The sequence below is a fragment of the Vibrio lentus genome (genome assembly GCF_030409755.1).
Classification (GTDB): Bacteria; Pseudomonadota; Gammaproteobacteria; order Enterobacterales; family Vibrionaceae; genus Vibrio; species Vibrio lentus.
The window spans coordinates 1,121,584-1,145,575 of the sequence record NZ_JAUFQE010000002.1 but is presented as its reverse complement, the minus strand read 5'-3'; the positions used below and the strand labels follow the sequence as shown (position 1 = coordinate 1,145,575).

Genomic DNA, 23,992 nt, shown 5'->3' with positions numbered 1-23,992 from the left:
TTATCGATAACAGAAACTTAACCAATGCAAATATGCCACAAGTTGAATTCAACCTAAATCGTTTTATAGAATTATCCGTCAATCAAACAACCAAAACCAATAAGAGTAGCCGCTCGTCAACCGACTTGTTGGTGAACAAAATTGTTCAACTCACATAGCTTTACGTTGCACTCACTCTTTCATGTCTGTTAGATACTTTGATAATGTGATACGGCAATGAGCGTAATAGGCTTCCTCTCCAAAAGGAGAAGCGAGCAATTCAGTTTCACCATGATTGGTATAAGAATCGAACTCATCACTCTGTTGTTGCAAGCTGGCATATAAATCGTCTACGACAGTGAGTTGATGTTTGCAATCTCCGCTCTCTCCCTGCTTGAACGCTAAATACACCTGCTGAAATAGCTTTGCGGCTATCGCACAGTGCATTTCTTCATGACGATACAGTTTTCCCATATAAGATTTGAATTCGTCCACCACGTCTCGGTTAGCTTCCGAACGTTGGATTTGGGGCAAGGTATACGTGATGTTAACGTCCAGTTTAGATAGCTCGCAGGTTTCACTGTTATGAGAGGTTTGATATTGCCAATTAGTAAGACCATCGAAACCTCTATCTTTTAAGTGTTGAGGCTTATTCTCATGAAAGGAGCGATTAATTTCAGCAACGGTACCTCCGTTCACGCTATAAGGTTGGTACTCAACACTAAGAGAATATCCTAAGGGCAACGTTTCGCTCATTGCTATATGGCTAAAAAAAATAAGGTGGCTAAACATTATAAAGTGACCAAACACAATTGATGCGTTCGTTCCCAAAGCCTTTAATATCCGACTATTCATAGTCCCTCAATAGTTCTAAAAGCAAGACCAGAGTGATCATCAGCAATCGCTCAATCACCGCATATAAGGAACGACCTATGTCAGGACTACCTCACGTGTCGATTAACGCCAAGTCATTACTTAGTTCGTTCCCAGTATTAAAAATAGGTCGGTATTGAGTTTTCACAAACGACTTTTTCATTCGAGCATCACTTACGAACACCGCTTATCTAATTTGTCCTTTCATTATGTGCTGCGGACCGGCTTCACCACCTAAGTACTTTTCATTGGTATCCACGAATCCACCCTTTTTGTAACAACTGACTGCCCCTGGGTTCTTGCAATTAACGGTCAGGTAAATCGAGTCGAATTCGGCGTAGTTAGATTTTAAATAAGGAAATAGCGCCTTCACACTACCCGTCCCTATGCCTTTGCCCTGCTGATTTTTGTCGACAGCGAATGCTCTTAATCCTAAGCCATGTTCAGAACAAAAATCGTACCCAGTAGCATACGCAGTGTCTAACTTAAAAAAGCCAACAACATCGTTGTTGTATTTGATTACGTGTAAGTGAATCGTGTCACTGCCACTCAATAAAAACGCCTCTGCGGTTCCTGCGAACTTGATCTGTTCATCAGCCAATTGAATGTTTTTCACTCTCTCAACATCCAACGGTTTGAGTCGTTCAACGGTTATCATAAATACTCCAAATTGTCTGGTTACGTCGCACTTAGTAATTACGTAAGTTCCGTAATTAAGTCGCCATGGCCGATTACCTAATGTTTTGACTTATTGTCTAAGAGAAGCCGGATTAATACTGTGGTTCACGCACTATTTCAGAAAACCTTTCTCTGCGGCACTTTCTAACTGAACTTCAAGTGCATCCCACAACTTATTACTGCCCTTGGATATGCGTTCACCATTGAAAGTGAGGACTTTATCTTTAGAGATATTGTGCTTCTTCCAGCTATGACCACCACCGTGGATGTTATGTAATAAGGGAGGCACTCTATCAATCGCTTTTGCGAACATCGACTCTGGAGACTTGCCTTCTTCAAACTCTAACCACAACTGTACATACTCATCGCGTAGATCATGAGGTAACGATTGGAATAAGCGCTCAACACAATGACGTTCTTTTAACTTATTTTCTTCCGTTTCACTGGCGTAAATAATCGTGTCTCCGGCGTCGATCTCACCTAGGTCATGAATCAATAGCATTTTAACGACACGCGTAATATCAATCGTCTCATTCGCGTAGTCTTTCAGCATCAGGGCGCTTAAGCACACATGCCAACTATGCTCCGCTGAATTTTCGTAGCGATCCAGCCCTACTGGTTTCGTTTGACGGTGAACTGATTTTAGCTTTTCAATTTCAACCATAAACTGAAGGACATTATTGATTTCTTCCATGAAGCATTCTCCTAAATCGATTGTTAGTTAAATGGTTTAAGTGCCATGGCTTAAGCGTCAGATTTGCGTATTTCTAGAAGTATTTATCTAGTGGCTTGTGGCCTTATTTATAGGGCGTATAATAAAGAACGTCCTATAGCTTATCTCTTTGCCATCGGATGGTCAGGGTTTAACTGAAGTAAATCCCAAAGGTTTCCATATAAATCTTCGAATACAGCAACGGTACCGTAGTCTTGTTCTTGTGGATCTCGGACAAAGTTAATCCCTATCGATTTCATATGCTCGTAATCACGCCAGAAATCATCGGTATTCAAGAAAATAAATACGCGTCCACCCGCTTGATTACCAATAAAATCATGCTGTTCTGGCTTAGACGCCTTTGCAAGCAATAAGGTAACGCCATGAGAATTCGGCGGAGCAACCACAACCCAACGTTTGTCTTGTTCTGCCTGATAGGTGTCTTCAATAAGTTCAAAATTCAGCTTGTTTACATAGAAATCGATGGCTTCATCGTAATCTTTAACGACCAATGCAATATGGACAATATTTTGCTTCATGGTTCTACCTAGTGTGTAAATTTTTGGCTTTTAGAATCCGTTCATTATACGCAAGGTTTGAACTTTTTTGTCATTCCTTGGCATGAAGGAGACACTAGTTTATAGCCTAATTTTTCATAGAATTCAGGTTCATCAGCGATCATTGAAACATACGATCCTTCAAGTGCAACCGAGGACAAGTAGTCGTCGATATATCCCATCACTTTTCGCCCTAACCCTTGTCCTTGATAACTAGGATCAATAGCAACATCAACAACCTCAAAATTACATGCACCATCACCGACGACACGCCCCATACCAATTAGAACACCTGCGTCTCTTATCGAGACACCATAGAGGCTATTTGGTAACGCAATGGTGGCAGCTTCAATAGATTTTGGTGATAGGTTTGCTCGTACTCGCATATCGCAGAATTCATTTGGATTAGGAACTTTTTCATCAAATACTATTGTCATTCTATGCTACTCCTTTTGATATAAACGGAGTATACACCCCCTCACTGTATATATATACAGTCATTCCGTATTATTCGAAAATTAGCATATCTAAACATAGACACTCCCCTATAACTCATTGTTTAATCGATGATTTACAATAGAATTAAAGGATAACAACACAAGCCTAAGCTATTCTCTTTCAAGAAATTTGGCCATTTTATTTAAAGTGATTAAAGCCTTATCTAGCTCATCTCTGTCGATTCCTTCGGCGCCTTGATTTGCCCACAAAACTTGTTTGTTATCGAGTAGGTTGTAGGTTTGCTTACCCTTGTCCGTGAGTTCCACCAGTTTTGCTTTCTTATGATTCGGATTATCTAACCATGCCACCAGCTCGTCTTTAACCATGACGTCAACAACGCGCTGAGTGGCTTGCCTACTTTGGCCCATGATACGGCTAATTTGTGACACTGTGACTAAGTCAGTTGATTTTTCAATCGCTCCCATCACCTTCCATCGTGCACTACTCAGTCCAAACTCTTCCGTTATTTTATCGCCTTCATTGTTCAATAAACCACTTACCTTAAAGATCTCTAAAGCAATCTTAGTAAAGACTTCTCCATTCGTATCCACAACGCCTCACTTTGACAACATGCTGTCATTAATTTAAACTCAACGATATTGACAACATGTTACCAAAATAACAAATGGAACAGAACAATATGAAACCAATAATCCACCGACTTGCTGCAATAGTTGCTACGTTATGTGTTGCAACATTCTTTTCTTCAACCTTGATTGTGGAACTGACTGGAACCACAGAGTCGATACAGCTGGTTAAGTCGCTGATCGTATTTCCGGGTTTATTTATTCTGGTACCAGCGATTGCAGTTACGGGCGCAACAGGTGCTGCAATGGCTAAGCACCGAAAAGGAAAAATTGTTGAACGTAAGAGTAAACGGATGCCAATCATTGCTTTTAACGGGATCTTTATTTTGATCCCAGCAGCCTATTTTTTGAATCAATGGGCGAGTTCTGGAGAGCTCGATGCAGTATTTTATGGCGTTCAAGCGTTAGAACTTATCGCTGGAGCCACTAACCTAACACTGATGTCTTTGAATATTATGGATGGTCGAAAATTCCGTCCTAAAAAGACGATATCTTAAGTATCTTTAGGTAGAGTTGTTTAGGTGAAGCACTCAGGGGCCTTTCACCTAAACAGTCATTATAAATGCCAAGCGTTGGGAATCGCAGTGAGCATTTATATTACGTTTCTGAAAGCCACCGTTCTTTAAGCTCAAAGATTTGATTATCAAAGTCGATTGAGCACGTTACTCCTAAAGGTGTTACAAGCATTGGATGAGTATGGCAACTATCAAATCCGCAGAATATTGGGATTGGCTTGCCATTTAAAACTTCGAGTAGAACCTCAAGTGGTGCTCGTCCTGTTCCTTTGTCATCAAATAGCTCGTGCTTACCCAGAATAATGGCACCGACTTTGTCAAAAACACCACAGGCTAGAAGGTGTGAGAATGAACGTTCTACGCTTTCAATACCCTTTAATGAATCCTCAATAAGTAAGATGTCACCGGCTTGAAGATCTGGCATATACTTACTTCCCCAAATCCCAGCCATCGTATTCAAGTTACCCCCAATAAGACGACCACAAACCTTACCCTCTCCCAAGAATTGCCAGTCATTCGGATACACAGGTTTCGCTGTATCTTGTGTTTCCCAATCATGTTTCACATCTGTCCATTCCAAGGGCATAGCGTATTGATATTGCTCGGAGTCAGAACACAAAATATCAATGAATGAACGGAGTGTTTCATCGACCAATGGCGGAAGTTCACCGAAAGAAGCAACCAACGCCGGACCATAGAATGTGATTAGCCCTATCTGTGCATAAATGCCAAGCAGCAACGCGGTCACGTCTGAATAACCAATAATGATCTTAGGGTCGTTTTTCAACGCTTCGTAATCAATATAGGGCAACAGTGAATTGCTGTTGGTGCCACCTATTGTAGACATGATACAACGGACACTTGGATCACGAATGAGCTGATTTAATTCTTCAGCTCGATCTTGAATCGAACCAGAGCGATACTTGTCCGACTCCCCTGTGAGTGAGCCTTCAACTAAAACGAAACCTTGTGACTCCAGATAAGATTTAGCACGATTAAATCGATTCGGAGCGAATACAGTGGCAGGAGAAGATGGCGAGAAGAAACCAATTTTGTCACCTGCTTTTAAAGCCTTTGGATATAACACGAACTAAATACTCCATTATCTAAACAATTTCATTCAAACCTAACCCAAAAGACGACGCACGAGTACACTACCCGATTCGTTTGTCATCACTTTAGCCAATTCGCATATTCAGGTTTAGTGTCTTTTATATCCAAATATAGCCAAACCATTCTATCGACAAACCAAGCCTTAAATACAGCAATCCAAAGGTTACCAATGACGACTAAGGTTAAGTCTAAACTCCATAAGCCATATACAAATACGGGCAAGCCTAGCCCAGTTAAGGACTGAAGAACCAGAATCGGTTTTACATGATGAAGAGGAATAGGCTCAACGTTACGATTCAGATAGATGCGCTCACCAAACGTACCCATTGAAGCCCAGTTGTTCGTTGTCTCAGGAGCTTGGAATAACCTCGGATTAATCCATACCCAAAGGAAGGAGGCCAATATTGCCAGTACAGAATAGATTCCGATCCAATCTCTAGACCAAAAAGCGAGAGAAATCAGTGGGAGAAGAGTAAATCGAGTATAAACACTCCACGGGTTAGAGTGCTTATGCCAAGTGGATTCATCCATCGACATGAGCTTTTCTAATTGTTTGATGATATCCAAATGGCTTCCCTTGAATTGTTAACGTATCGGCCGTGAACAAATAGCCACGAACAACAAGCAACGCTGCATATGAACTCAAACATTACACGACCAATTAAACGTTAAAAACTATTCGAACGTATTTTGTGATATCACAGGGTGAACTTGTATCACCCTATAGGCTTAGCACCTTCTCGGAGACGTTCGTTCATTGATTTTTAAACGAACATTGATAAGTTAACGACCATTAGTTTTTAGCGACCACTCATTCTTAACAACCATTAGTTTTTAACGAATAATCATATTCGCAGCCATGACTAACAGTAATACAGCGAAGATTTTTTTGATCGTTGGAACGGGTAAGTAATTGGTCGCTTTTGCCCCTAAAGGTGCTGTGAACCATGAAGTACAAACAATACCCAACAAAGCAGGTAGATAGACAAACCCAGCAAAGCCATCCTCTAAAGCAAAGTGAGGCGTACCTGAGCTTATGTAACCTATCGAACCAAACAACGCGATGACAATACCGCAGGCAGACGCACAACCTATGGCCTTTTTCATATCCAGTGAGAAGAACGTCAGTAAAGGCACTAATAACGCGCCACCACCGATGCCAATCATGGCTGACAACCCGCCAGTGATCGTCGTAAAAAAGGTTAACAATGCTTTGTTGGGTAGCTTACGCTCTTTAGATGCCGCGCTTTTACTGCTTAGAAACATCTTAATTGCGATAAGCACAACACTCACGGTAAAGACCAAACGCACCACTTGTTCTGGCAATAGTGCCGCCATAAAACCACTAACCAATGCGCCAAGTGCAACACCCGTCATTATCCATGGTGCAAGATTCCATGGCACGTTACCATTTTTATGATGGGCGATTGCAGACGATGTTGATGTGAATAATATCGATGCTAATGACGTCGCAATTGCAACGATCACGACCTGATCTGTTGGTAAAGATCCGAAGTGCAATAAAATACTACTAAGTACCGGGACAATAATAAGCCCCCCGCCGATCCCTAATAACCCAGCCAAGAAACCTACACCACTGCCAAGTATTGCACAGTATAAAATCAACAACAGCCATTCACTCATTCCGCTTATTTCCTTATATATTTAGGGGCTAATTTACGACATAAATTCAGTTACGCTCGCATTCAGCCAGTTAATATAACTGACGGTCGCTTTATTTTTCAAACGAATACATCATGAATAATCCTCATGTTGAATGTGAAAGAAAACCATTATTAACCATCCACTGAAGCACGTATAAATAACCCCATAACAAAAACATTATTGAATTTAATTCTTAAATCAGCTCACGGCCTCAAACCAAAACCTGTGCAAATCGCTGACTAAGAAATCAAAATATTGGGATACCAACACTATGAATAAAGACTTTAACTTTACAATTAAAAGCATTTGTCTCGATGAAAATTATCGTCCTTCAGACAGTACTCGTATCACAACCAATTTTGCTAACTTAGCGAGAGGCGATAGCCGCCAAGAGAATCTGCGTAACGCATTAAAGATGATTGATAACAGTTTCAACGCTTTAGCACATTGGGATAACCCAAACGGTGATCGCTACTCTGTTGAGCTTGAAATCATTTCGGTTGATATGGACATTGAAGGCAGTGACCAAGCCTTCCCTTCAATCGAAATTTTGAAAACAAATATCGTTGACCACACCACCAACAAACGTATTGAAGGTATTGTTGGAAACAACTTTTCCTCTTATGTTCGCGATTATGATTTTAGTGTATTACTACTGGATCATAATAAAGGCCAACCGAAATTTAGTATCCCAGATAATTTTGGTGACCTACACGGAAAACTCTTTAAATACTTTGTGAGCTCGGACGTTTATAAGCAGAATTTTAATAAACAGCCAGTGATATGCCTGAGTGTTTCAGACAATAAAACCTATCATAGAACTGAAAATCAACACCCAGTTTTAGGCGTTGAATATCAGCCAAACGAGTCTTCTCTCACTGAGCAATATTTCAAGAAGATGGGATTACAAGTTCGCTACTTTATGCCGCCAAATAGCGCAGCACCGTTAGCTTTCTATTTCTTTGGCGACTTACTTAATGATTACACCAATTTTGAATTGATCAGCACCATCAGCACAATGGGAACTTTTCAGAAGATTTACCGCCCAGAGATTTATAATGCGAACGCAGTTGCTGGTAAATGCTACCAGCCAAACCTGAAGAGCTTAGATCATTCGTTGACTCAAATTGTTTATGACCGAGAAGAGCGCAGTCAGTTAGCTATTGAACAGGGTAAATTCGCTGAAGAACACTTCATTAAGCCGCACCAAGCAACACTTGAGAATTGGTCTGCGAACTACGCATTGTAATTAACCCAGAATATAGCGGCACTTATTATGAAAACACTATTACCGACTTCAACAGCAGGCAGCTTACCCAAGCCCTCTTGGTTAGCTCAACCAGAAACACTTTGGTCACCATGGAAATTGGAAGGTGAAGAACTGATTGCTGGTAAACACGATGCGTTGCGTATCTCATTGCAAGAACAGCAGCAAGCCGGAATCAATATTGTTAGTGACGGCGAACAAACACGCCAACACTTCGTCACAACGTTTATTGAGCACCTTAACGGCGTTGATTTTGAGAAGCGTAAGACCGTTAAGATTCGTAATCGCTATGACGCAAGCGTCCCTACAGTTGTAGGCCCTGTTTCTCGCCAAAAGCCTGTTTTTGTCGAAGATGCTAAGTTCTTACGTCAACAAACTGATCAGCCGATTAAATGGGCATTGCCTGGTCCTATGACCATGATCGACACACTTTACGATGATCATTATGAGAGTCGCGAACAATTGGCGTGGGAGTTTGCCAAAATTCTCAACCAAGAAGCTAAAGACTTAGAGGCGGCTGGCGTTGATATTATCCAATTTGATGAGCCTTCATTTAACGTGTTTTTTGATGAAGTGAATGATTGGGGAATCGCGTGTTTAGAAAGAGCCATTGAAGGCCTTAAATGCGAAACTGCCGTTCATATTTGCTATGGCTACGGCATCAAGGCCAATACAGATTGGAAAAAGACGTTAGGAACTGAGTGGAGACAATACGAAGAAGTATTTCCGAAACTGCAAAAATCTAATATCGATATTATCTCATTAGAATGTCACAACTCTCGTGTGCCTATTGAGCTATTGGAACTTGTTCGCGGCAAAAAAGTTATGGTCGGTGCTATTGACGTAGCAACCAACGATATCGAAACACCAGAAGAAGTTGCAGATACTTTACGAAAAGCTCTAGAGTTTGTCGATGCCGAAAACCTGTACCCATGCACTAACTGCGGAATGGCTCCCCTGCCACGCTCTATCGCAACGGCCAAGCTTAATGCATTACATGCAGGTGCAGAGATCATCCGAAAAGAAATCGCCGATAGATAGAACACTCATCGGAAGCTTTATCGAGATTTGAAGCATCAACCTGTTTAACAAAAAGCGCACCGCAGAAATCGGTGTGCTTTTTTGTGCTTAACTGTTGATACCGTTAGTTAATCATAAGCATTGAATCGCTGACTATTTCACTCAAGCTCACAGCTTGTTAAAGCTGTATGTATAACCTCAGCATGTCTTTATGTTGAATGCCGTTTTCAAAGATGGGCTCTGGATAATTGAGAAGAAAGTAATCTTTAGCCACTGAATCGACTCGAAAGCCAAGGCGTTGATAGTAAGTTAGTTGATAACCAAAAGTACCGGTACCAAGTTCGACTCTTTCTATCCCTTTGGTCGGTAAAACGGACAAAACAAACCTAAGTAATTCAGACCCAATGCCACGCCCCTGATTTTCGGGATAGACCGAGACATTATAGATTTCAGCAACAGTATGCTTTTGCAGTTTAACAACACACACGCCCAAGATTTTTCCATTCTCTGACGCGCTAAAGCACCACGAACTTGGCAGATACGATGAAATGCTCTCTTTTGACGGGTCAGCTTCGAGAAGTAGATCCATCGGGATCTCATGACTTCCAACTTCATTTAATTCCATATTTGTCACCAAGAACGAAAAGCAAACCGAATTCTATCAAAAGTGATACTCACTACGCTAATTCACATGAGAGACCATGCCCTATGGACAACTGGTTGAGAACTAGAGTGAAGCTTAATTGAATTGAGGCATGTTACTGACAGCCTAACCTCGCGTAGCACGCCACGCATAGGCTGTTGGTGATAAAAACTATCGATACTTACTTGGCTACTGTAGCCTCTGACAGCTTACTCAACACACCTGAGATCTTTTTAATGACTTCATCACAACCTTGGATCTGATGACGCTCCATCAGGTACGTAGGATTATTGTAAGTAAGCCAAACTTTCTTATTATCGTCTTCACTCACCATGACCTTCTGCGGTAAGTCGATAGCCACATCTTGAGCGCACTGCATTAAAGGCGTTCCAACTTTTGGGTTACCAAAAATGATAACTTCGGTTGGTCGTAGTTCTAGGTTCACACTGGCCGCATTTTTTTGATGGTCAACTCTTGCAAACAAAGTAAGCCCTTTGCTTTTCGCTATATTTTCGAAGCGATCAGCTGTTTCTTTTACCGAGTAATTACTTTCATACTTAACTAGACCATCAGAAGCCGCGACAGAAAAGGAAGCGGAAAGTGCGATAATGCCTAGTGATATTATTCTTTTCATTCTATACCTCTACGAGTTAACTCATTCAAAACACAGTTGCCTAACGCCGAATTACAGGGCGAAACATCACTCTTATAACGCCTTTTTAGGTACTTAGTCTACGCAGACCTTTGTAATATGCGTCATCAGAAAGCCTAACCTTTCAACTGGTTGGTACTTATGATTGTAGTGTGCGACACATTATCTGTATTTCTTCATTGAATTTTGGACAATGAGTTTTGTCCGAGTGTATGAAAAGTGTAATACCCAATAAACAAGAATAGACAGCCCGATATCAATGAGAAAGAGCGTTAAATCGAACGGATCAGAAAAGATATTGTAGCTATACCCTAGCTGACTCATAACATGCCGGCTAAATAAGATAGTGCTCAAAATAATGATCAAGTTCATGAACATCCTTATCGGTCTAAGACCTCCTTATTTATAAAAAACCTTGAGACCAACACCCTGTTAATAAGGCGTCGCGCATGAGTTTTCAGTGTTCCTATATGGCAATATTCTGAACCCCAATTGGGTGCGCGAAGCCTCCGACCCTAACCTTGATAATCTCACTATCGCCAACATCGTCTAATTCAACGGCTGCCGTAATTTGGGAAACATAACCCATTGCCCTACCTTGCTCGAAAGTAAAACTGTGTCCATGAATGCCATTTAAGTGCTTAGCTAAATAGCAAGCCAACGCACCACTGGCGCTCCCTGTTGCTGATTCCTCAGGGATGCCAAATAAAGGAGCGAAATTTCTACAACTTGCAGTTAATTCGGTGGGTTTCTCACACAGTTCAAAAGCATGCAGGCCAATGACATCATGTAACTTACAGAATTCACTAAGAGAGCCTTCATCGACTTGAATTTTGTCGAGATAGCCATTGGGGACGGGAACAATAATATCTGGCAACCCAGTTGAAATAACCTCGATTGGCAACTGGGTAGATCTTAATATTTGTGGAGCGATTCCAATCAATTCAGATATCGTGTCATAGCTAAACACATCTCGATATTCAGGTAATGCCTGCTCCATCACTATCTGCCCATTAGACTCAACAGTGACAGCCAACATGCCAGCTTTAGTCCTTTGAACGTATTGCCCTGGAGTGATTAGCCCTTCACGGTACATTGTTGAAAACGCAGCTAATGTTGCGTGTCCACAGAAATCGACCTCACTCGTTGTGGTGAAAAAAGACAATTCAAAGTCGACTTCATCATCTTGAGAAACAAACGCTGTTTCAGAAAAGCCAACCGCTTGTGCTATCGCTAACTTGTCTTCGTTAGACAGAAAATCCGCCTGTAAAACCACGCCCGCAGGATTCCCTCCCTTACCGTTCTTAGTAAAGGAATTCACCAAAAAAGCTTCTACGTTCTTCAACTTCAGTACCTCCATGCAACATCTTAGTAAACGGGGATAAATGCTCACTCCCACTCCCACTCCCACTCCCACTCCAGACAATCTTGTCACATTTTGATGTTACTAAGTGTGCTTTTTCTGTAATAACTTTCAATCAACTAACGTGTAAATCTACAGACCTGATTAACACGAATTCATGAATAGTGAGCGATGAGTTCGACTCACTATAGATACTAACTCTTAGAAGAAAACCTGACTTTCTGAGGTGTTTTTCGGTCTTTTTTGCAGATAACCACAGTGTTGGCCAATTTGTCATGCCACCCCTGTTTACGCTTATCCCAAGCAACCCAAAATATTCCAAGCCCAAACGGGATAGTCGCTAGGATATATCCAAGGTATCTCACTATATATTGTTGAAGAGAGGGTTTATCGCCAGTGGTTGCGTCTACAATTTTTGCGGATATCGCCATTTTGCCAGGTGTTGCTTGTCGATAAAGCCAACAAACCAAAATAGCGACGACTGGAAAGATCCAACCAAACACAAGATCTGTGAAGCCTTTTACTAATGCCTCGTTATCAAAATATACCCAGCCGTAAACCGAAATCAATATAGGGTATGTGATGGCACCGATTATGACTGTATCAATTAAACTCGCACCAACTCGAGGCCAAAAGCCTGAATATTCGTACAAATCACTTATTGTCGAGGGGACATCATCTTTCATGCTATTTACTTATATAATTAACGTAAATACATGATACTTAATGCAATCGACTTCTCAATTGATACTCAACAAGACACTTAATGTTTGTGATTGCCGTACCAATTTATAAATCACGACAATAGAAAATCGTTCAAAAAATGCCGTCAATCAACAAAACATAACGCACGGTAAAACACCGAGTGTTATGAATCTATTTATAAGCTTGGAAAAAGAAGTAAATACGGAGAGAGTTAGACCACGACCTTGCTGTAGCTATTTCGATCCATATCGACAACCTCAATCGTAATCGAGGCATCAACCAGAGACAAAGACTCTAATTGCGTCATCACAGTATTTGACAAGGTAGCCTTATTCTCATCGCTGCGGCCAGACAATATACGTAGTGTGACGTGGATGAAATCAGCTTTCGTCGTACCGGTTTGGTAGTTCTGATAGGCGATACTTCTCACCTTGATATCTCGGCCGTCAGCCTCAAACAAACCCGAATTTAGTGCACCTAGAAAGACTTTGTTGTTTAACTCATCTGACTTAATAGACGAAGAGTGTTCAATAATACAATGAGGCAAAACTTACTCCTTAAAAATTAGACGTTACTGTTACTTGAGCTATTAAACGAGTACATACGAACTTCGTCACGAGGAAACCAACCCAATTTCTCATAGAATTGCTGAGCGTTGATATTATCGTTGTATACAAATAAGTGCGTCTTGGGAATACCTAACGTAGCAAGAGAGTTAACCGCTTCGGATACAAGTTTACAACCTAACCTCTGCCCTCTGCATTCAGTAGAGACAGCCAAATGTTGTAAATAACCTCGACGCCCATCGGTACCCACTAAGACCGCACCAACAATCTCTTTGTCGGACTCGGCAACAAAGCTCAAACCAGGGTTACGCTTTAAGTAACTCGCAATGCTTTCTTTTGAATCCGCATCACGAATGCTCATGCCTTCAGTTTTACACCATAACGCGATGACTGAATCATAATCTGCAGTTACCATTTCTCGAATCTTGACCACATTGCTCTCCTTGCTTCTGTAAGTTTCAATTGAATAAGTCGAAAGTCAGTTAGCTCTCGATAATTGACTTAGTAAGAAATGAAAGTGATGAATCCACAGGATAATTCTCCAACACCATTTGGCATTGATAGCCATGCTTCTCATAAAAAGGCTTAGCTTGAAAGCTTAAGGTGTCGACAAGTGACGATGTACAGCCTTGGGTTTGCGCGTACTCTTCAATGAGTTGTAGAAGCTTTCCTCCCACCTGTTTCCCTCTCATTGAGTCGTCTACCCAAAGGAACTTAATCAACAACCAATTACCCCAAAGATCGGCAATAATGCCACCGACTTTAACATCCCCTTCCATGGCGTAGTAACCCACTTGAGATTTGGGAATACCCTCCAGAAATGGTGTGTTGTGTTTGATTAGGCCGGAGCGAACTTCATTAATGTCACTATCTGATGGTTCGGTATCTAACTTATATTCCACTGACTGATTAATCCTAATTAGACGAGTTGCATCAAGATAACTTATTCATTAATGAAACTTCTGTAGGGGCAGCGAGCCAACCTTCAAATTTTTTGGCTACGCCTTGTGTATAGAGGACCGACAAGCTAACTTGATGCACAAAACCCTTCTAATTCCTTCATCACTAAGTAAGTAATAGGCGTACAATTTTCGGGTAGCTTGTCGTGATCAAACCAGCGTAACTCTCGGCATAAATGCGGCTCAGCATTTTCTATTTCACCATGCCAGTCGTGGCAAAGGTAAAAATAATGACAAATGGGTAACTCTGGATCAGAGACAATCGCGAACAATGCTAAGTTGCTGACGTCAACCGCAACCTCTTCTCGCGCTTCTCGCTTTGCTGCGGTCCGAGGTAACTCCCCTTGTTCTATTCTCCCAGAAGGAAATCCCCAGTATTGGTCGTACGCTTCTGTGTTTTGACGAAAGCCGAGTAGAAACTTAGAGCCCGACACAAAGATAATTTGAACTACATTCTTCATAAATATCACAGTGTGGACTGGTAATATTTGACCATATCGTCTTGATTGATCGCGGGATCTTCTAAGTTTTGTTGATCTTTCATGATCTGTGCCAGCGATGGCAGAATAGAACGCTCCACTTTAAACGTATCAGACCAAAGCTTGCCTCTCATTACCGCCTTAGCGCAATGAAAGTACATAGACTCTACAGCGATTTTAATCACGACTTTTGGGGCTTTCTTCCCATCTGGGCAAGCCGCAAGCAAGTTTGGATCGGTATGAATACTGGCTTTACCTTTAACACGCACCACTTCATCTATTCCATTAACCATCAGCAGCAAGCCAACTTCAGGGTTATTGATGATGTTTTTTAAGCCATCAATACGATTATTCCCCGAGCTATCCGGTATCAGAATCGTAGACTCATCGAGAACCTTGATAAAGCCGGGCTCACCGCCTTTTGGAGACAGATCGCCAAAGCCTTGCGAGTCGGTCGTCCCCAACACAGCAAAATGGCAATGGTTGATTAAAGTGCTCGCGTGGGCGTCCAGCGCTGGAAGTACTTTATTTTGAGCTCTTTTACTCGGCTCGGCATAAAGCTCATTTAATTGTTCTAACGTTTTTATTTCACTCATTGTTAAGCCTTTTGTGCACTTAATGTGCATCTAGTTTTCACTATGAATTACAAGTTTTCTAATGATTCGCGCAGTTTATCTATACTTTGAATTCCGAGTTCACTACTTTTCCACCCGAACTGATCATCCTCAAACCTTGGGAAAATATGCAGGTGGTAATGAGACAATTCATTAAACTCACCGTTATTTTGCAGGAACGAAATCCCATCAGGCTTAAACGCCTCTTGGATACGCTTATATACCTGCCTAGCGACAGATTGAATTTCAGTAAGAACATCTTCCGGTAAATCAATATAGTTCGTGTACGGGTATGTCGGACAAATTAATATATGCCCAAAGTTGATAGGATCGTGGTCAGCGAACGCAATCACGTTATCCGATTCATAAACGATCACAGCTTCCATTTCACGACTAACAATTTTTTCGACTATCGTCATTTAAAACCTCCTAGGATACCGCTTGAAATTAACCTTCTTAAAAAGTAATAACGCCATTCATCGGCTTTCTTACTTTTTAAGTGATTTGTACATGATATAGCTGTTAACGAGACCAAACTTAGGATGCTTATATGCCTTTGGGATAGCACCGATAATACTAAAGCCGAGCCTTTCCCAAAGCTTTATTGCCGTTTTGTTTGTCGATACGACACTGTTAAATTGCATCGCCTCAAAGCCTAAATCAATGGCGACTTGTTGAGAGTGCTCACACAAAGACCGCGCTATTCCCTGTCCCCTTGCCTCTACCGAAACCATGTAACCGCAATTACAAATATGACCACTTGGCCCCATTGCATTTGACTTTATGTAGTACGATCCTAAAACAATATCATTTTCGGTATATACATAAGTTTTTAATGGCAGTTCACACCAAACCGAAAAGGCTTGTTCCATCGTCATTTCTGGATCAAAAGCGTAGGTTTCTTGTGCTTGAATAACTGCTGAAAACGTAGGCCAAAATGACACAAAGTTAGATTTAGACATTTCCCTAATCATGAATTCCCTCCAAAACCAAACTTATGACAACACGGATTCTACTACCACCAAGTTGACACATTGATGTGGTACTTATTTATATCGGAGGTGCCCTGTTAGTCATTATTATGTTACGAAAGCAGATTAGAACAGCACAAGGCCAACAATAAGTGTTTAAAGAAAGTTATCAACCTGCACACTATCCGATCAATCGGTTTTCGTAAAGTACTGACTAGCATAGCAAATATGCCATCAACCCGGATAGACGTGGAAGTGCGTAGTGATACACATTATTAACAAAGAGCTGTTAATGCTGAGCAACTTACGGTAATTAAGCTTTTTAGCAAGCCTATCGAGAATCACTGAAAATCACACCGAGTATTTATACTAAAGCACGGCAGCAATATTCAGCTCTCGCTTTAACTTCCTTCGTTTAACTTTTTTATATACTCATGAATCAACTCAGTCGCTTGGAATAGAGGGCTCACTGGTAGAGTGAGGTTGAGCCTTTCTAATTGTTGAGACTCAAAACCATTTAGAGCCGCGAATTCCACCCAAGAACGTTCATCTACTTTTTGAATCACATTTGATTCTAATAAAAGTTGCGCAAACTCAACTGGGCTGTACCCCTTAGTTTCTGCAATAAAGTGCTGCATTTCTGAAACTGGGTTTTGTACCAATAGTAAATAAAACTTGGCAATATCATAAACGTGGACGTATTGATTGTGGCCTTGGGAAGGAACGGCAACTTGAGCGGTTTGTTCAACATACGATTCGATGATTCGCTTTAATTGGCAATTGCCACCGCCATATACCAAGCTCGGGCAGTAAACGATATGCCAGTTAGTACGAATCACTGAGTGAATTGTTTTTACGTCTAACTCAACGGCCTTTAAAGGTTTAAGCCTAAACTCTTTGAGGTCTTGTTGAGATGCATTACCAAAGAGCCAAACTCCCGATGTGTGGATCTTTATCGCATCTTCAGACGCAAATCTATCAAGCTGTTTGAGCAAGCCATGTTCAATGTCTGCGATTTCAACTGGCGAAAATTCTGACCAGTGAGGGCGTGCGCAATTGATAACCACATCGAAGTAATCTTCATAATCTGCGGATAGGTCTTTGATGCAATCCGAACAAGCGGCAATGCCTTTGTCCCTGCTGTAGCGAAAAACATCAAAACCACTGTTTACGAATGCCTTCGTAATGTGACGACCAATATAACCATTGGCACCTGCTATTAAAACTCTCATTCTTTCCCTAAATCAAATGCCAAGCATCAAGCTTCAACCGTTGGCCATTTATTCTGCGTAAAAACAAATATAATGTTCGCGATTAAAAATACGCAGGTATCGCGCCTTTGAATTCCGCGTTATCACTCGTACTGTACATACAGTCAGAACCTTCAATTGCGGTAAATCCTAGTCGCCTATAAAACTCTTTGTCAATATCACTATGCAGAAACAATGCCTTACTATTTTGATCTTGGAATAGCTCATCTTTTACCAAGTTAATTAATTTTGAAGCATAGCCTTTGCCCCTTAATTCTGGTGGCGTTGCAATGGAACCCAGCCCACGGCTTCCTTCCAAAAGGCCAAACTCTCTCTGATAAACAATCAAAGAAGACACAATTTGTTCCTGTTCTATTAGCACATACCAAGTTCCATTCTGATACTTACCACTGTTGTAACAACAAGCTAGATACTCATCGACCGACAACTGGCTTCCCCATACATCAAAACCCATGAGATAAATATCATCCAACTCATGCGTATGTGCTGTTCTTAAGTACATAACCTTTTACTTTTCTTTCAACATGTCGCTACCTCTACGTGCTGGCTCAGCAAAGTGCAGATAGCGGGTAAATGTGTCCTTTGGGCGTTCTAAATTGTTTTCAGCTAACACTCTAGACGCCATGCCTCTGTGGTTATTACCGTGTGTGAGCAAGTGGAGAAGGACTTCTTCAACAGACATTGTCCCTATATCACCATCTACGAAGTTAAACTGAATAACTTTGTCTAACTCATCTTTTGAGGCTGACATTGCATACTGCACTAACCGAGTATCATTATGAGCCATCCTCTCACGCAGCTCTGAAAAGGAAGGAGTTTCAACAGTATTATCAGCAGTATATTTTTCCGGTTCACCGAGAATTCGACTTATGAATAGGCTATCCACTACAGTTGTATGGTTTAGAATTCTAATGAAAAATGTGCCATCGTTTTCCGGCAGTTTTGAGAATTGTTTCTCTCCAAAATCGAGTAACTGACTATTTGCCCATTTTTTGTATTCAAATGCCTTCGCAAACTGCATCTATTTATCCTTTTTTTTCAGTTATTCACTTATGCACCGTCATCCACTCCGTGACTGCGTGCAATTGCCACACTCGATGTTCCAATCACTACAAAGCCAGTTTGCTCCGCAATGAGAGCGCTTGCTGAACCCAAACCACATTTTCATCGGGATCTGGGACTTCGAACCAAGACCAGAACAACTCCAACATTTCTGGCGTCATTTCATAAGATTTTCCGTTCAACTCTGAATTACGATGAAATGCCCTCTCTTTACAGGTTTCAAAAGGAATATCCAAGTAATGTACTTCACTTTTAACACCTGCATTTAATGCCCATTCAGTAAAAGCATTTCGATCGGCTTTGCGCCAAAAACCGAAGTCAAAAATAACAGGCACATCAAGAGAGAAAAGTTGTGTTGCCGAGTCTTTGAATAACCCCTGTAGAGTCGCTAAACGGTGGTCAAAGGTTTCACGATCCATATGCTCGCCATAGAGAGGAATCATCCATTCATCTATGGAGAAGCGAAAGGCGTTATGCTCTTCTGCAAGTCGTTTAGAGTACGTAGTTTTACCCGACCCAATAAAGCCACAAACGAAATAGATTTTGGTCATAGTTCCTCGTTAACAAACAACGCCTTTAAGATGTAAAACTGACAATACCAAAGGAACCCGCAAAACACTGTTATACAAAGCTATTCTTGCGCTTCTAATTCAGTAAAATTGGTTTTAAATGTGAATGCATAAGGTGTGTCACCCACTTCTCTAAGGTGTTCTAGTCGCTCGATAGCTTCATCAAGGCTTGGGATGTGATCATCTTCAACCCACCAAAGAACATACGTATCTTCAGCTAAACGATGAAACCATTCGTTTTTTCTTCGCATGAAGTCGCGATGATGAGTTCTAAACATGAAGTTCTTTAACGAATCTACTGAATCCCACACAGACATATTGACGATCATGTTCGGATTATCGAACGCTTTGATATTGGTCGCATCACCAGATTCATCTTTGAGACGCCAGACAAATCCTTCACTGCTTTCGGCTATGCCATTAACCAGATCCAAATTATCAACAAAATCTTTGATTTCAGGCGCATCTAAAGGGTACTTCGCCAGAGCAATATTTAACTGAGCTAATTTCACAATGCTTCTTCCTTGAATGATTATGATAAAAATGGAGAACACTTCGATGAGCAATTACCAACGTCAATCGCTAACCAAAGTCTCAAGCTGAATTTTTACACCGTAACACGGAAACTACTTTCCAGTTCTTCCGGTGATTTTTTATGTGTATTTATTTATGCGTATTGTTATGTAAATACCTAGTCCAACCTAATTTTTCCAATATCATTGATTCGACTAAAACGATATTTAGGGTAATACACCCAGTAGATATCTTCGTGCACTGAGTCCTTAGCTAAGATTAACTCTACTTCTCCATCGCGCGCGACGATTCTAACTTTGTTTTTAACCGTTGGTTTAGTCCTGTTTATATCTACATATTGCTTATTTTTTAGAGCTCTCAATAGACTAAGCTTGTTAACTTCTTCATTAGACGAAATAACGAAACTTTCCTCGACTAGCCTATCCGATAGTAAATGGCGTATCGTGTATTCCTGAGCAAAAAATAGCGTCACACTTAGAAATGCTAAGCCAAACCAATAAAGAGTGACTTTTAGCCTAACATTAATGACTAAACTAACTAAAGTTGCGACCAAGCAGACAACAAAACTGATTGCGGTAACTAAAAACCAAACGTCCATATATACCCAATATCTACTATTTTATTTATACAGTAAGTTGTAAACGATCCCGCCACCAAAATTTCATTTATGTTCTAACCCGCTCTAGCACCATTGGGCATTTCGTTTTCTGGGCAAGCTAAACACGGTTGCAGTTTATCTTCGTAGCCAATGTCGAAAAGCATCCCTTGAGAAACTTCACCTGCCATTTTTCTTTCTGGAAGGTTCACCACAAATAGCGCCTGTTTGCCTTCAATCTCTTTCGGGTTTTCACGTTCTTGTTTAATGCCAGCCAAGATTGAACGCGTGTGGTCGCCAAAATCTACGGTTAGCTTCATTAATTTGTCAGACTTAGCGACTTCGCTCACTTCCTTGATTTGACCAACTCGGATATCAAGCTTTGCAAAATCGTCGAATGTAATTTCGTCTTTGATTGGTGCTGGTTTCATAGGTATATCCTAAATTTGTGATGAGCGTTTAACGCTCTATGATGAAAGTTACGCTGCTATCACTTCTGCCGAACAAGTAATCTTTATTTTAGGTTGCAGCATCAAGCAAACATGGCAATGTTTTGAAACGGCTTCTTGAGCCGCAGTAAGAATATCTGACTCAGAAATCCCACAGCTTTGTACCGAAAAATGGAGATTGGCAGATTTATACAATCGAGGTTCTTCGTCCGTTAAGGTGTGTGTGACGTTATTTTCTAGCCCTGAGATTTCGAAACCTTTCTCTTGAAGGATCAAAACCACATCCGTTGCACTGCATGCGCCGAGTGCAGACAAAAGTACCTCGGTTGGACACGGTGCTTGGTTGCTGGTGGCGTCGATGTCAAAATTGAAACCACCCTCTGTGGTCACTTTAAATTGACACTCACCACCCCATTTAACATTGAGACTCATAGTGACTTACCTTTGAACATGTGAGTTTTTGGATGTCTTCTGTTCTATTGCGGGAATTATTAACCTCAGCAGGCTGAATTGTCTCTGAAATAGATGTTGTGCAGTAAGGCAGAACTCTACAATCGCATTTAAGAATAGCGGTCTGTGACACTAACCTATGGGTTTACACGTACCCAACCATGTACTTTCATAGTCATAATCAGTTATGACATCCGCTGAATCAGAATAAAATGTATAAGTACAAGTATCACTGAATAATTTATAGATCACTTCTTTCTCACCGCTATCACTCACAATAACCTCATTCGGCTCTCCCCAATGCTCTATGAGTGCGTCAACATCCCTTCCTGGCCAATCCTTCCCTAAATAAGCGCCAGTAATAAATAGAGAACATCCACTAAGAAGTAGAGTGACTAAAACAGCCATCATTTTTTTCATTAGAAACCAAATCTTGCATACAACGACCTTATGATTGTACCCGCAAAACAAATTCGTTAAACCACTTAGCACTAAATTACCAAGTATTAAGCATCATCCGAAATGCCTCGTTATCGATTTAGGTTTGTAGCCAACGCTTTTCTAACGACACCGAATAACCGATTATACGGCGAGATTGCCCAATCTAAACCATGACACCAGAAACACGAAACCCAACGTTGGACTATTGACCTAAACGTTGGGTTTCTAATTCATATTTCTTGTTAAAGACTTTAGCTATGATCTCTAAGCTAACCTATGCTCTCTAAGCTAGCCTAAGAGCTCTAACATGAACTTGTTTGGGTGTGGCCAAACTTCGTGTTCAGGTCGATCAAACTGCAGGAATTCAATAAGGTCTCGGCCTTCGAGAACAAACGCCACTTTAACTCCCGGTGCCGGGCTTGTTGGCGCTAAAACGATGTTTCTGCCATTGATGGCATCTTCCAAGTTTTCTACAACATACCCTATATGTGGCTGCGTCTTAATGACTTCTGGCAATGAACTGTCTTCATCGAAGTTCATCCACTCCATGGCATAAGGCGTTTCAAAGTATCCTGTTGCATGCATTTTCAAGTCAGCATTATGCTTCTCGACCACTCGCTATATTCTGACTTCATCACTCTAAACTTTTCAAGCCTGAGGTATCGACACCTTTCAGCGCTTCTTTTGCCACATCGTCAGAGTTCGTCGCTTCAGCTTTAGGGGAATAACTACCTGCGACACCTTTACCAAATGACGTTGCTTCGTCTTGTAATCTTTTCCCCTCAGACTCGCCGGCGATCCAACCTTGCTTATAATCAGTATCGGACTCGAACCGCTTTTGGTCTTTTATGAAGGTTTCAAAGTTATTACCCGCTTCTTGCATGCCACTATGTCTGCCATCATGAAAACCTTGCACGTAAGCCATGTTATGCCCGCTTTCAATTAAAGCACTGTCACTTGTTCCACAGCCCGTAGAAATAATCGTAAACAATAGTAGTAATAGAAACCTTGTCATACCTGAACCCTCACTCTTCGCCTGTTAGCCTGTTAGCTTATTAGCTTATTAGCTTATTAGCTTATTAGCTTATTAGCTTAACAATAGTCCAAGTTCCCATAAGGAGGCATAACGCATCCAAATGCGGTGAAGGTTTGTGTGCCCGCTTTAATCGTTCAATTTTAAGCGAGAGACAAAGTTATTGAGTTCACTAACGCTTTTGATTACATGTACTGTTTTCTCATCCGACTTAGCGATTAACTTACTCATCAGCTCATCATTCCAGAACACTGGGCATAACTTCAGAATTTTGTAACTCGCTAGTGTTCCCTTCAATACCGAGCTTCCTTCAGGCCAGCCTTCTGGTTTTACGAATACCCCTTTAAGAAAACGTTTTGTTACGAACCAATAGCTAACCGCATAAGGTAGGTCGATGTAGATCAACGTGTCGGCGGCATCTAAACGCTGATTGAACGCACCGATTGGCCCAAGCCCATCGATAATCCAAGTGTCTGAGCTTATGATTATGTCGTGAACGTCTTTGAATATTTCTCGCTCGATCAACTCGCCATTTGGCTTGTAGGCAATTGAATCTAGTTGATGAAGTGGTAATCCAGTGGCCGCTGCCAACGCTTTACTTATCGTAGATTTCCCGCTGCCCGGTTTACCAAAAACCGCTATTTTCTTCATATTAATACCTCTAAGAGCCTGTTTCCCCGAAAGATAGATACAAAAAAACCACCTCACGGGTGGGTTTGATTATTCTAGAGCGCATCAAAAACCCACCATTCCTATGGAATGATGATAATTCGTTTTTGAACTTGCTTTAGATTAGTTTTCATACAACCACTCTCATATATTGAAAGTGAGTTGTCAATTGAATTGATTAGAATCGTGGATTCATTAAGGGAAGTTACAGCGTCAAACATGTGCTACATCAATAGTTGACTAATTTACTCTGGTATTATCATTTCACGTTCACAGACTAATCGAGACCAATGAGATGACATTTTCAATCAAGAAGATCTTCAAAAACAAAGATGCAGAAACCACTGAAGAAACGAAACTAACTACAGAAGAAACGACTCAAGAAAACAATGAACCAAAGAAGAAAATTAAACATGACACCCCAAGCGGCTGTTGCGGATCTTGTTCATAGTTCCTATGTAGAACGAACCTTAGAAACCCGTCTAAGGTTTGTTTGTCTGCAA

Annotated in this window: 35 protein-coding genes; 4 read left to right on the top strand and 31 right to left on the bottom strand. The window is 41.1% G+C overall.

Translation table 11 applies throughout. The features are described 5' to 3' along the window. Positions 1 to 171: 171 nt before the first annotated feature. The 6 genes from QWZ07_RS13635 to QWZ07_RS13610 all read right to left on the bottom strand — a co-directional run bounded on the left by QWZ07_RS13635 (position 172) and on the right by QWZ07_RS13610 (position 3,848). Positions 172 to 834: a DUF922 domain-containing protein gene (locus QWZ07_RS13635; protein WP_192853595.1), complete on the bottom strand. Its 663-nt coding sequence runs from the start codon at positions 832 to 834 to the stop codon at positions 172 to 174. A 205-nt stretch (positions 835 to 1,039) separates the two neighbouring features. Continuing rightward, positions 1,040 to 1,510, bottom strand: coding sequence for a GNAT family N-acetyltransferase (locus QWZ07_RS13630; protein ID WP_192853594.1), 471 nt, complete (start codon positions 1,508 to 1,510; stop codon positions 1,040 to 1,042). 132 nt (positions 1,511 to 1,642) lie between these two features. Beyond that, entirely contained in the window at positions 1,643 to 2,224 is a 582-nt protein-coding gene (locus tag QWZ07_RS13625; protein WP_065103483.1) for an HD domain-containing protein, read from the bottom strand. A 140-nt stretch (positions 2,225 to 2,364) separates the two neighbouring features. Beyond that, positions 2,365 to 2,781 (bottom strand): VOC family protein, encoded by a 417-nt coding sequence (locus QWZ07_RS13620; protein WP_017112026.1) that lies wholly within the window; start codon positions 2,779 to 2,781, stop codon positions 2,365 to 2,367. A gap of 44 nt (positions 2,782 to 2,825) precedes the next feature. Next, positions 2,826 to 3,236, bottom strand: a complete 411-nt coding sequence (locus QWZ07_RS13615) for a GNAT family N-acetyltransferase (RefSeq protein WP_076671945.1) — start codon at positions 3,234 to 3,236, stop codon at positions 2,826 to 2,828. A gap of 171 nt (positions 3,237 to 3,407) precedes the next feature. After that, the gene (locus QWZ07_RS13610; RefSeq protein ID WP_192853593.1) at positions 3,408 to 3,848 is read right to left on the bottom strand and encodes a MarR family winged helix-turn-helix transcriptional regulator; all 441 of its coding nucleotides are present in this window, start codon (positions 3,846 to 3,848) and stop codon (positions 3,408 to 3,410) included. Positions 3,849 to 3,937: 89 nt separating this feature from the next. Between QWZ07_RS13610 and QWZ07_RS13605 the strand changes: the two genes are divergently transcribed. After that, positions 3,938 to 4,381 (top strand): hypothetical protein, encoded by a 444-nt coding sequence (locus QWZ07_RS13605; RefSeq protein ID WP_192853592.1) that lies wholly within the window; start codon positions 3,938 to 3,940, stop codon positions 4,379 to 4,381. Between the two features lie 100 nt (positions 4,382 to 4,481). Here the strand turns inward: QWZ07_RS13605 and QWZ07_RS13600 are convergent, their stop codons facing one another. From QWZ07_RS13600 to QWZ07_RS13590, 3 genes are all read right to left on the bottom strand, one after another. After that, on the bottom strand, positions 4,482 to 5,486 hold the full coding sequence (locus QWZ07_RS13600; RefSeq protein WP_192853591.1) for a S66 family peptidase: 1,005 nt from the start codon (positions 5,484 to 5,486) through the stop codon (positions 4,482 to 4,484). 86 nt (positions 5,487 to 5,572) lie between these two features. Beyond that, a complete protein-coding gene (locus QWZ07_RS13595; protein WP_192853590.1) occupies positions 5,573 to 6,079 on the bottom strand; it encodes a DUF6653 family protein in 507 nt (168 codons plus the stop codon). Between the two features lie 267 nt (positions 6,080 to 6,346). Further along, positions 6,347 to 7,156 carry a sulfite exporter TauE/SafE family protein gene (locus QWZ07_RS13590; RefSeq protein ID WP_192853589.1) on the bottom strand — a complete coding sequence of 270 codons (810 nt, stop codon included), beginning with the start codon at positions 7,154 to 7,156 and terminating at the stop codon, positions 6,347 to 6,349. A 292-nt stretch (positions 7,157 to 7,448) separates the two neighbouring features. Here QWZ07_RS13590 and QWZ07_RS13585 point away from each other — a divergent pair, with 292 nt between their 5' ends. Then, on the top strand, positions 7,449 to 8,426 hold the full coding sequence (locus QWZ07_RS13585; protein WP_192853588.1) for a DUF1852 domain-containing protein: 978 nt from the start codon (positions 7,449 to 7,451) through the stop codon (positions 8,424 to 8,426). Positions 8,427 to 8,453: 27 nt separating this feature from the next. Continuing rightward, on the top strand, positions 8,454 to 9,485 hold the full coding sequence (locus tag QWZ07_RS13580; RefSeq protein ID WP_065112538.1) for a methionine synthase: 1,032 nt from the start codon (positions 8,454 to 8,456) through the stop codon (positions 9,483 to 9,485). A gap of 157 nt (positions 9,486 to 9,642) precedes the next feature. Here QWZ07_RS13580 and QWZ07_RS13575 read toward each other — a convergent pair whose 3' ends face one another. From QWZ07_RS13575 to QWZ07_RS13470, 22 genes are all read right to left on the bottom strand, one after another. After that, complete coding sequence (locus QWZ07_RS13575; protein ID WP_102339694.1) at positions 9,643 to 10,089, bottom strand: GNAT family N-acetyltransferase; 447 nt, start codon at positions 10,087 to 10,089, stop codon at positions 9,643 to 9,645. A gap of 199 nt (positions 10,090 to 10,288) precedes the next feature. Continuing rightward, positions 10,289 to 10,741, bottom strand: coding sequence for a DUF302 domain-containing protein (locus tag QWZ07_RS13570; RefSeq protein ID WP_102438988.1), 453 nt, complete (start codon positions 10,739 to 10,741; stop codon positions 10,289 to 10,291). A gap of 484 nt (positions 10,742 to 11,225) precedes the next feature. Continuing rightward, on the bottom strand, positions 11,226 to 12,119 hold the full coding sequence (locus tag QWZ07_RS13565; protein WP_192853587.1) for a PhzF family phenazine biosynthesis protein: 894 nt from the start codon (positions 12,117 to 12,119) through the stop codon (positions 11,226 to 11,228). Positions 12,120 to 12,316: 197 nt separating this feature from the next. Further along, a complete protein-coding gene (locus tag QWZ07_RS13560) occupies positions 12,317 to 12,808 on the bottom strand; it encodes an RDD family protein (RefSeq protein WP_065103494.1) in 492 nt (163 codons plus the stop codon). Between the two features lie 230 nt (positions 12,809 to 13,038). Next, entirely contained in the window at positions 13,039 to 13,374 is a 336-nt protein-coding gene (locus QWZ07_RS13555) for a 5-carboxymethyl-2-hydroxymuconate Delta-isomerase (protein WP_102362243.1), read from the bottom strand. A gap of 17 nt (positions 13,375 to 13,391) precedes the next feature. Beyond that, positions 13,392 to 13,826 (bottom strand): GNAT family N-acetyltransferase, encoded by a 435-nt coding sequence (locus QWZ07_RS13550; RefSeq protein ID WP_065112532.1) that lies wholly within the window; start codon positions 13,824 to 13,826, stop codon positions 13,392 to 13,394. Between the two features lie 49 nt (positions 13,827 to 13,875). Then, complete coding sequence (locus QWZ07_RS13545) at positions 13,876 to 14,295, bottom strand: GNAT family N-acetyltransferase (protein ID WP_076671922.1); 420 nt, start codon at positions 14,293 to 14,295, stop codon at positions 13,876 to 13,878. A 125-nt stretch (positions 14,296 to 14,420) separates the two neighbouring features. After that, complete coding sequence (locus QWZ07_RS13540; RefSeq protein WP_192853586.1) at positions 14,421 to 14,813, bottom strand: NUDIX domain-containing protein; 393 nt, start codon at positions 14,811 to 14,813, stop codon at positions 14,421 to 14,423. 5 nt (positions 14,814 to 14,818) lie between these two features. Then, positions 14,819 to 15,427: a pyridoxamine 5'-phosphate oxidase family protein gene (locus QWZ07_RS13535; RefSeq protein ID WP_192853585.1), complete on the bottom strand. Its 609-nt coding sequence runs from the start codon at positions 15,425 to 15,427 to the stop codon at positions 14,819 to 14,821. A gap of 47 nt (positions 15,428 to 15,474) precedes the next feature. After that, positions 15,475 to 15,864 (bottom strand): HIT family protein, encoded by a 390-nt coding sequence (locus QWZ07_RS13530; protein WP_076671919.1) that lies wholly within the window; start codon positions 15,862 to 15,864, stop codon positions 15,475 to 15,477. A gap of 69 nt (positions 15,865 to 15,933) precedes the next feature. After that, positions 15,934 to 16,419 carry a GNAT family N-acetyltransferase gene (locus QWZ07_RS13525; protein ID WP_192853584.1) on the bottom strand — a complete coding sequence of 162 codons (486 nt, stop codon included), beginning with the start codon at positions 16,417 to 16,419 and terminating at the stop codon, positions 15,934 to 15,936. Positions 16,420 to 16,817: 398 nt separating this feature from the next. Beyond that, a complete protein-coding gene (locus QWZ07_RS13520) occupies positions 16,818 to 17,648 on the bottom strand; it encodes an NAD-dependent epimerase/dehydratase family protein (protein ID WP_192853583.1) in 831 nt (276 codons plus the stop codon). An 82-nt stretch (positions 17,649 to 17,730) separates the two neighbouring features. Further along, a complete protein-coding gene (locus QWZ07_RS13515) occupies positions 17,731 to 18,189 on the bottom strand; it encodes a GNAT family N-acetyltransferase (protein ID WP_192853582.1) in 459 nt (152 codons plus the stop codon). Positions 18,190 to 18,195: 6 nt separating this feature from the next. Further along, complete coding sequence (locus QWZ07_RS13510) at positions 18,196 to 18,708, bottom strand: DinB family protein (RefSeq protein ID WP_192853581.1); 513 nt, start codon at positions 18,706 to 18,708, stop codon at positions 18,196 to 18,198. Positions 18,709 to 18,796: 88 nt separating this feature from the next. Next, positions 18,797 to 19,300 carry a P-loop nucleotide/nucleoside kinase family protein gene (locus QWZ07_RS13505; RefSeq protein WP_192853580.1) on the bottom strand — a complete coding sequence of 168 codons (504 nt, stop codon included), beginning with the start codon at positions 19,298 to 19,300 and terminating at the stop codon, positions 18,797 to 18,799. A gap of 80 nt (positions 19,301 to 19,380) precedes the next feature. Then, a complete protein-coding gene (locus tag QWZ07_RS13500; RefSeq protein WP_192853579.1) occupies positions 19,381 to 19,830 on the bottom strand; it encodes a DUF3291 domain-containing protein in 450 nt (149 codons plus the stop codon). 694 nt (positions 19,831 to 20,524) lie between these two features. Further along, positions 20,525 to 20,878, bottom strand: a complete 354-nt coding sequence (locus tag QWZ07_RS13495; RefSeq protein ID WP_102362249.1) for a tRNA-binding protein — start codon at positions 20,876 to 20,878, stop codon at positions 20,525 to 20,527. A gap of 48 nt (positions 20,879 to 20,926) precedes the next feature. After that, positions 20,927 to 21,328 carry an OsmC family protein gene (locus QWZ07_RS13490; RefSeq protein WP_192853578.1) on the bottom strand — a complete coding sequence of 134 codons (402 nt, stop codon included), beginning with the start codon at positions 21,326 to 21,328 and terminating at the stop codon, positions 20,927 to 20,929. A 150-nt stretch (positions 21,329 to 21,478) separates the two neighbouring features. Next, complete coding sequence (locus tag QWZ07_RS13485; RefSeq protein ID WP_192853577.1) at positions 21,479 to 21,766, bottom strand: hypothetical protein; 288 nt, start codon at positions 21,764 to 21,766, stop codon at positions 21,479 to 21,481. Positions 21,767 to 22,075: 309 nt separating this feature from the next. Further along, positions 22,076 to 22,372, bottom strand: a complete 297-nt coding sequence (locus QWZ07_RS13480; RefSeq protein WP_261890890.1) for a hypothetical protein — start codon at positions 22,370 to 22,372, stop codon at positions 22,076 to 22,078. Positions 22,373 to 22,421: 49 nt separating this feature from the next. Next, positions 22,422 to 22,712, bottom strand: a complete 291-nt coding sequence (locus tag QWZ07_RS13475) for a hypothetical protein (RefSeq protein WP_192853609.1) — start codon at positions 22,710 to 22,712, stop codon at positions 22,422 to 22,424. A gap of 237 nt (positions 22,713 to 22,949) precedes the next feature. Beyond that, positions 22,950 to 23,471 (bottom strand): P-loop NTPase family protein, encoded by a 522-nt coding sequence (locus QWZ07_RS13470; RefSeq protein WP_192853575.1) that lies wholly within the window; start codon positions 23,469 to 23,471, stop codon positions 22,950 to 22,952. A gap of 313 nt (positions 23,472 to 23,784) precedes the next feature. Between QWZ07_RS13470 and QWZ07_RS13465 the strand changes: the two genes are divergently transcribed. Continuing rightward, positions 23,785 to 23,940 (top strand): CCGSCS motif protein, encoded by a 156-nt coding sequence (locus tag QWZ07_RS13465; RefSeq protein WP_102543721.1) that lies wholly within the window; start codon positions 23,785 to 23,787, stop codon positions 23,938 to 23,940. The last annotated feature ends 52 nt before the right edge of the window (positions 23,941 to 23,992 follow it).

Bases quoted from the DNA above. Each gene is read 5' to 3' on its own strand.
- QWZ07_RS13635 (WP_192853595.1), bottom strand. From the start codon at position 834: ATGAATAGTCGGATATTAAAGGCTTTGGGAACGAACGCATCAATTGTG.
- QWZ07_RS13630 (WP_192853594.1), bottom strand. From the start codon at position 1,510: ATGATAACCGTTGAACGACTCAAACCGTTGGATGTTGAGAGAGTGAAA.
- QWZ07_RS13625 (WP_065103483.1), bottom strand. From the start codon at position 2,224: ATGGAAGAAATCAATAATGTCCTTCAGTTTATGGTTGAAATTGAAAAG.
- QWZ07_RS13620 (WP_017112026.1), bottom strand. From the start codon at position 2,781: ATGAAGCAAAATATTGTCCATATTGCATTGGTCGTTAAAGATTACGAT.
- QWZ07_RS13615 (WP_076671945.1), bottom strand. From the start codon at position 3,236: ATGACAATAGTATTTGATGAAAAAGTTCCTAATCCAAATGAATTCTGC.
- QWZ07_RS13605 (WP_192853592.1), top strand. From the start codon at position 3,938: ATGAAACCAATAATCCACCGACTTGCTGCAATAGTTGCTACGTTATGT.
- QWZ07_RS13590 (WP_192853589.1), bottom strand. From the start codon at position 7,156: ATGAGTGAATGGCTGTTGTTGATTTTATACTGTGCAATACTTGGCAGT.
- QWZ07_RS13585 (WP_192853588.1), top strand. From the start codon at position 7,449: ATGAATAAAGACTTTAACTTTACAATTAAAAGCATTTGTCTCGATGAA.
- QWZ07_RS13580 (WP_065112538.1), top strand. From the start codon at position 8,454: ATGAAAACACTATTACCGACTTCAACAGCAGGCAGCTTACCCAAGCCC.
- QWZ07_RS13575 (WP_102339694.1), bottom strand. From the start codon at position 10,089: ATGGAATTAAATGAAGTTGGAAGTCATGAGATCCCGATGGATCTACTT.
- QWZ07_RS13570 (WP_102438988.1), bottom strand. From the start codon at position 10,741: ATGAAAAGAATAATATCACTAGGCATTATCGCACTTTCCGCTTCCTTT.
- QWZ07_RS13565 (WP_192853587.1), bottom strand. From the start codon at position 12,119: ATGGAGGTACTGAAGTTGAAGAACGTAGAAGCTTTTTTGGTGAATTCC.
- QWZ07_RS13560 (WP_065103494.1), bottom strand. From the start codon at position 12,808: ATGAAAGATGATGTCCCCTCGACAATAAGTGATTTGTACGAATATTCA.
- QWZ07_RS13540 (WP_192853586.1), bottom strand. From the start codon at position 14,813: ATGAAGAATGTAGTTCAAATTATCTTTGTGTCGGGCTCTAAGTTTCTA.
- QWZ07_RS13535 (WP_192853585.1), bottom strand. From the start codon at position 15,427: ATGAGTGAAATAAAAACGTTAGAACAATTAAATGAGCTTTATGCCGAG.
- QWZ07_RS13530 (WP_076671919.1), bottom strand. From the start codon at position 15,864: ATGACGATAGTCGAAAAAATTGTTAGTCGTGAAATGGAAGCTGTGATC.
- QWZ07_RS13525 (WP_192853584.1), bottom strand. From the start codon at position 16,419: ATGATTAGGGAAATGTCTAAATCTAACTTTGTGTCATTTTGGCCTACG.
- QWZ07_RS13520 (WP_192853583.1), bottom strand. From the start codon at position 17,648: ATGAGAGTTTTAATAGCAGGTGCCAATGGTTATATTGGTCGTCACATT.
- QWZ07_RS13515 (WP_192853582.1), bottom strand. From the start codon at position 18,189: ATGTACTTAAGAACAGCACATACGCATGAGTTGGATGATATTTATCTC.
- QWZ07_RS13510 (WP_192853581.1), bottom strand. From the start codon at position 18,708: ATGCAGTTTGCGAAGGCATTTGAATACAAAAAATGGGCAAATAGTCAG.
- QWZ07_RS13505 (WP_192853580.1), bottom strand. From the start codon at position 19,300: ATGACCAAAATCTATTTCGTTTGTGGCTTTATTGGGTCGGGTAAAACT.
- QWZ07_RS13495 (WP_102362249.1), bottom strand. From the start codon at position 20,878: ATGAAACCAGCACCAATCAAAGACGAAATTACATTCGACGATTTTGCA.
- QWZ07_RS13490 (WP_192853578.1), bottom strand. From the start codon at position 21,328: ATGAGTCTCAATGTTAAATGGGGTGGTGAGTGTCAATTTAAAGTGACC.
- QWZ07_RS13485 (WP_192853577.1), bottom strand. From the start codon at position 21,766: ATGAAAAAAATGATGGCTGTTTTAGTCACTCTACTTCTTAGTGGATGT.
- QWZ07_RS13480 (WP_261890890.1), bottom strand. From the start codon at position 22,372: ATGCATGCAACAGGATACTTTGAAACGCCTTATGCCATGGAGTGGATG.
- QWZ07_RS13475 (WP_192853609.1), bottom strand. From the start codon at position 22,712: ATGGCTTACGTGCAAGGTTTTCATGATGGCAGACATAGTGGCATGCAA.
- QWZ07_RS13470 (WP_192853575.1), bottom strand. From the start codon at position 23,471: ATGAAGAAAATAGCGGTTTTTGGTAAACCGGGCAGCGGGAAATCTACG.
- QWZ07_RS13465 (WP_102543721.1), top strand. From the start codon at position 23,785: ATGACATTTTCAATCAAGAAGATCTTCAAAAACAAAGATGCAGAAACC.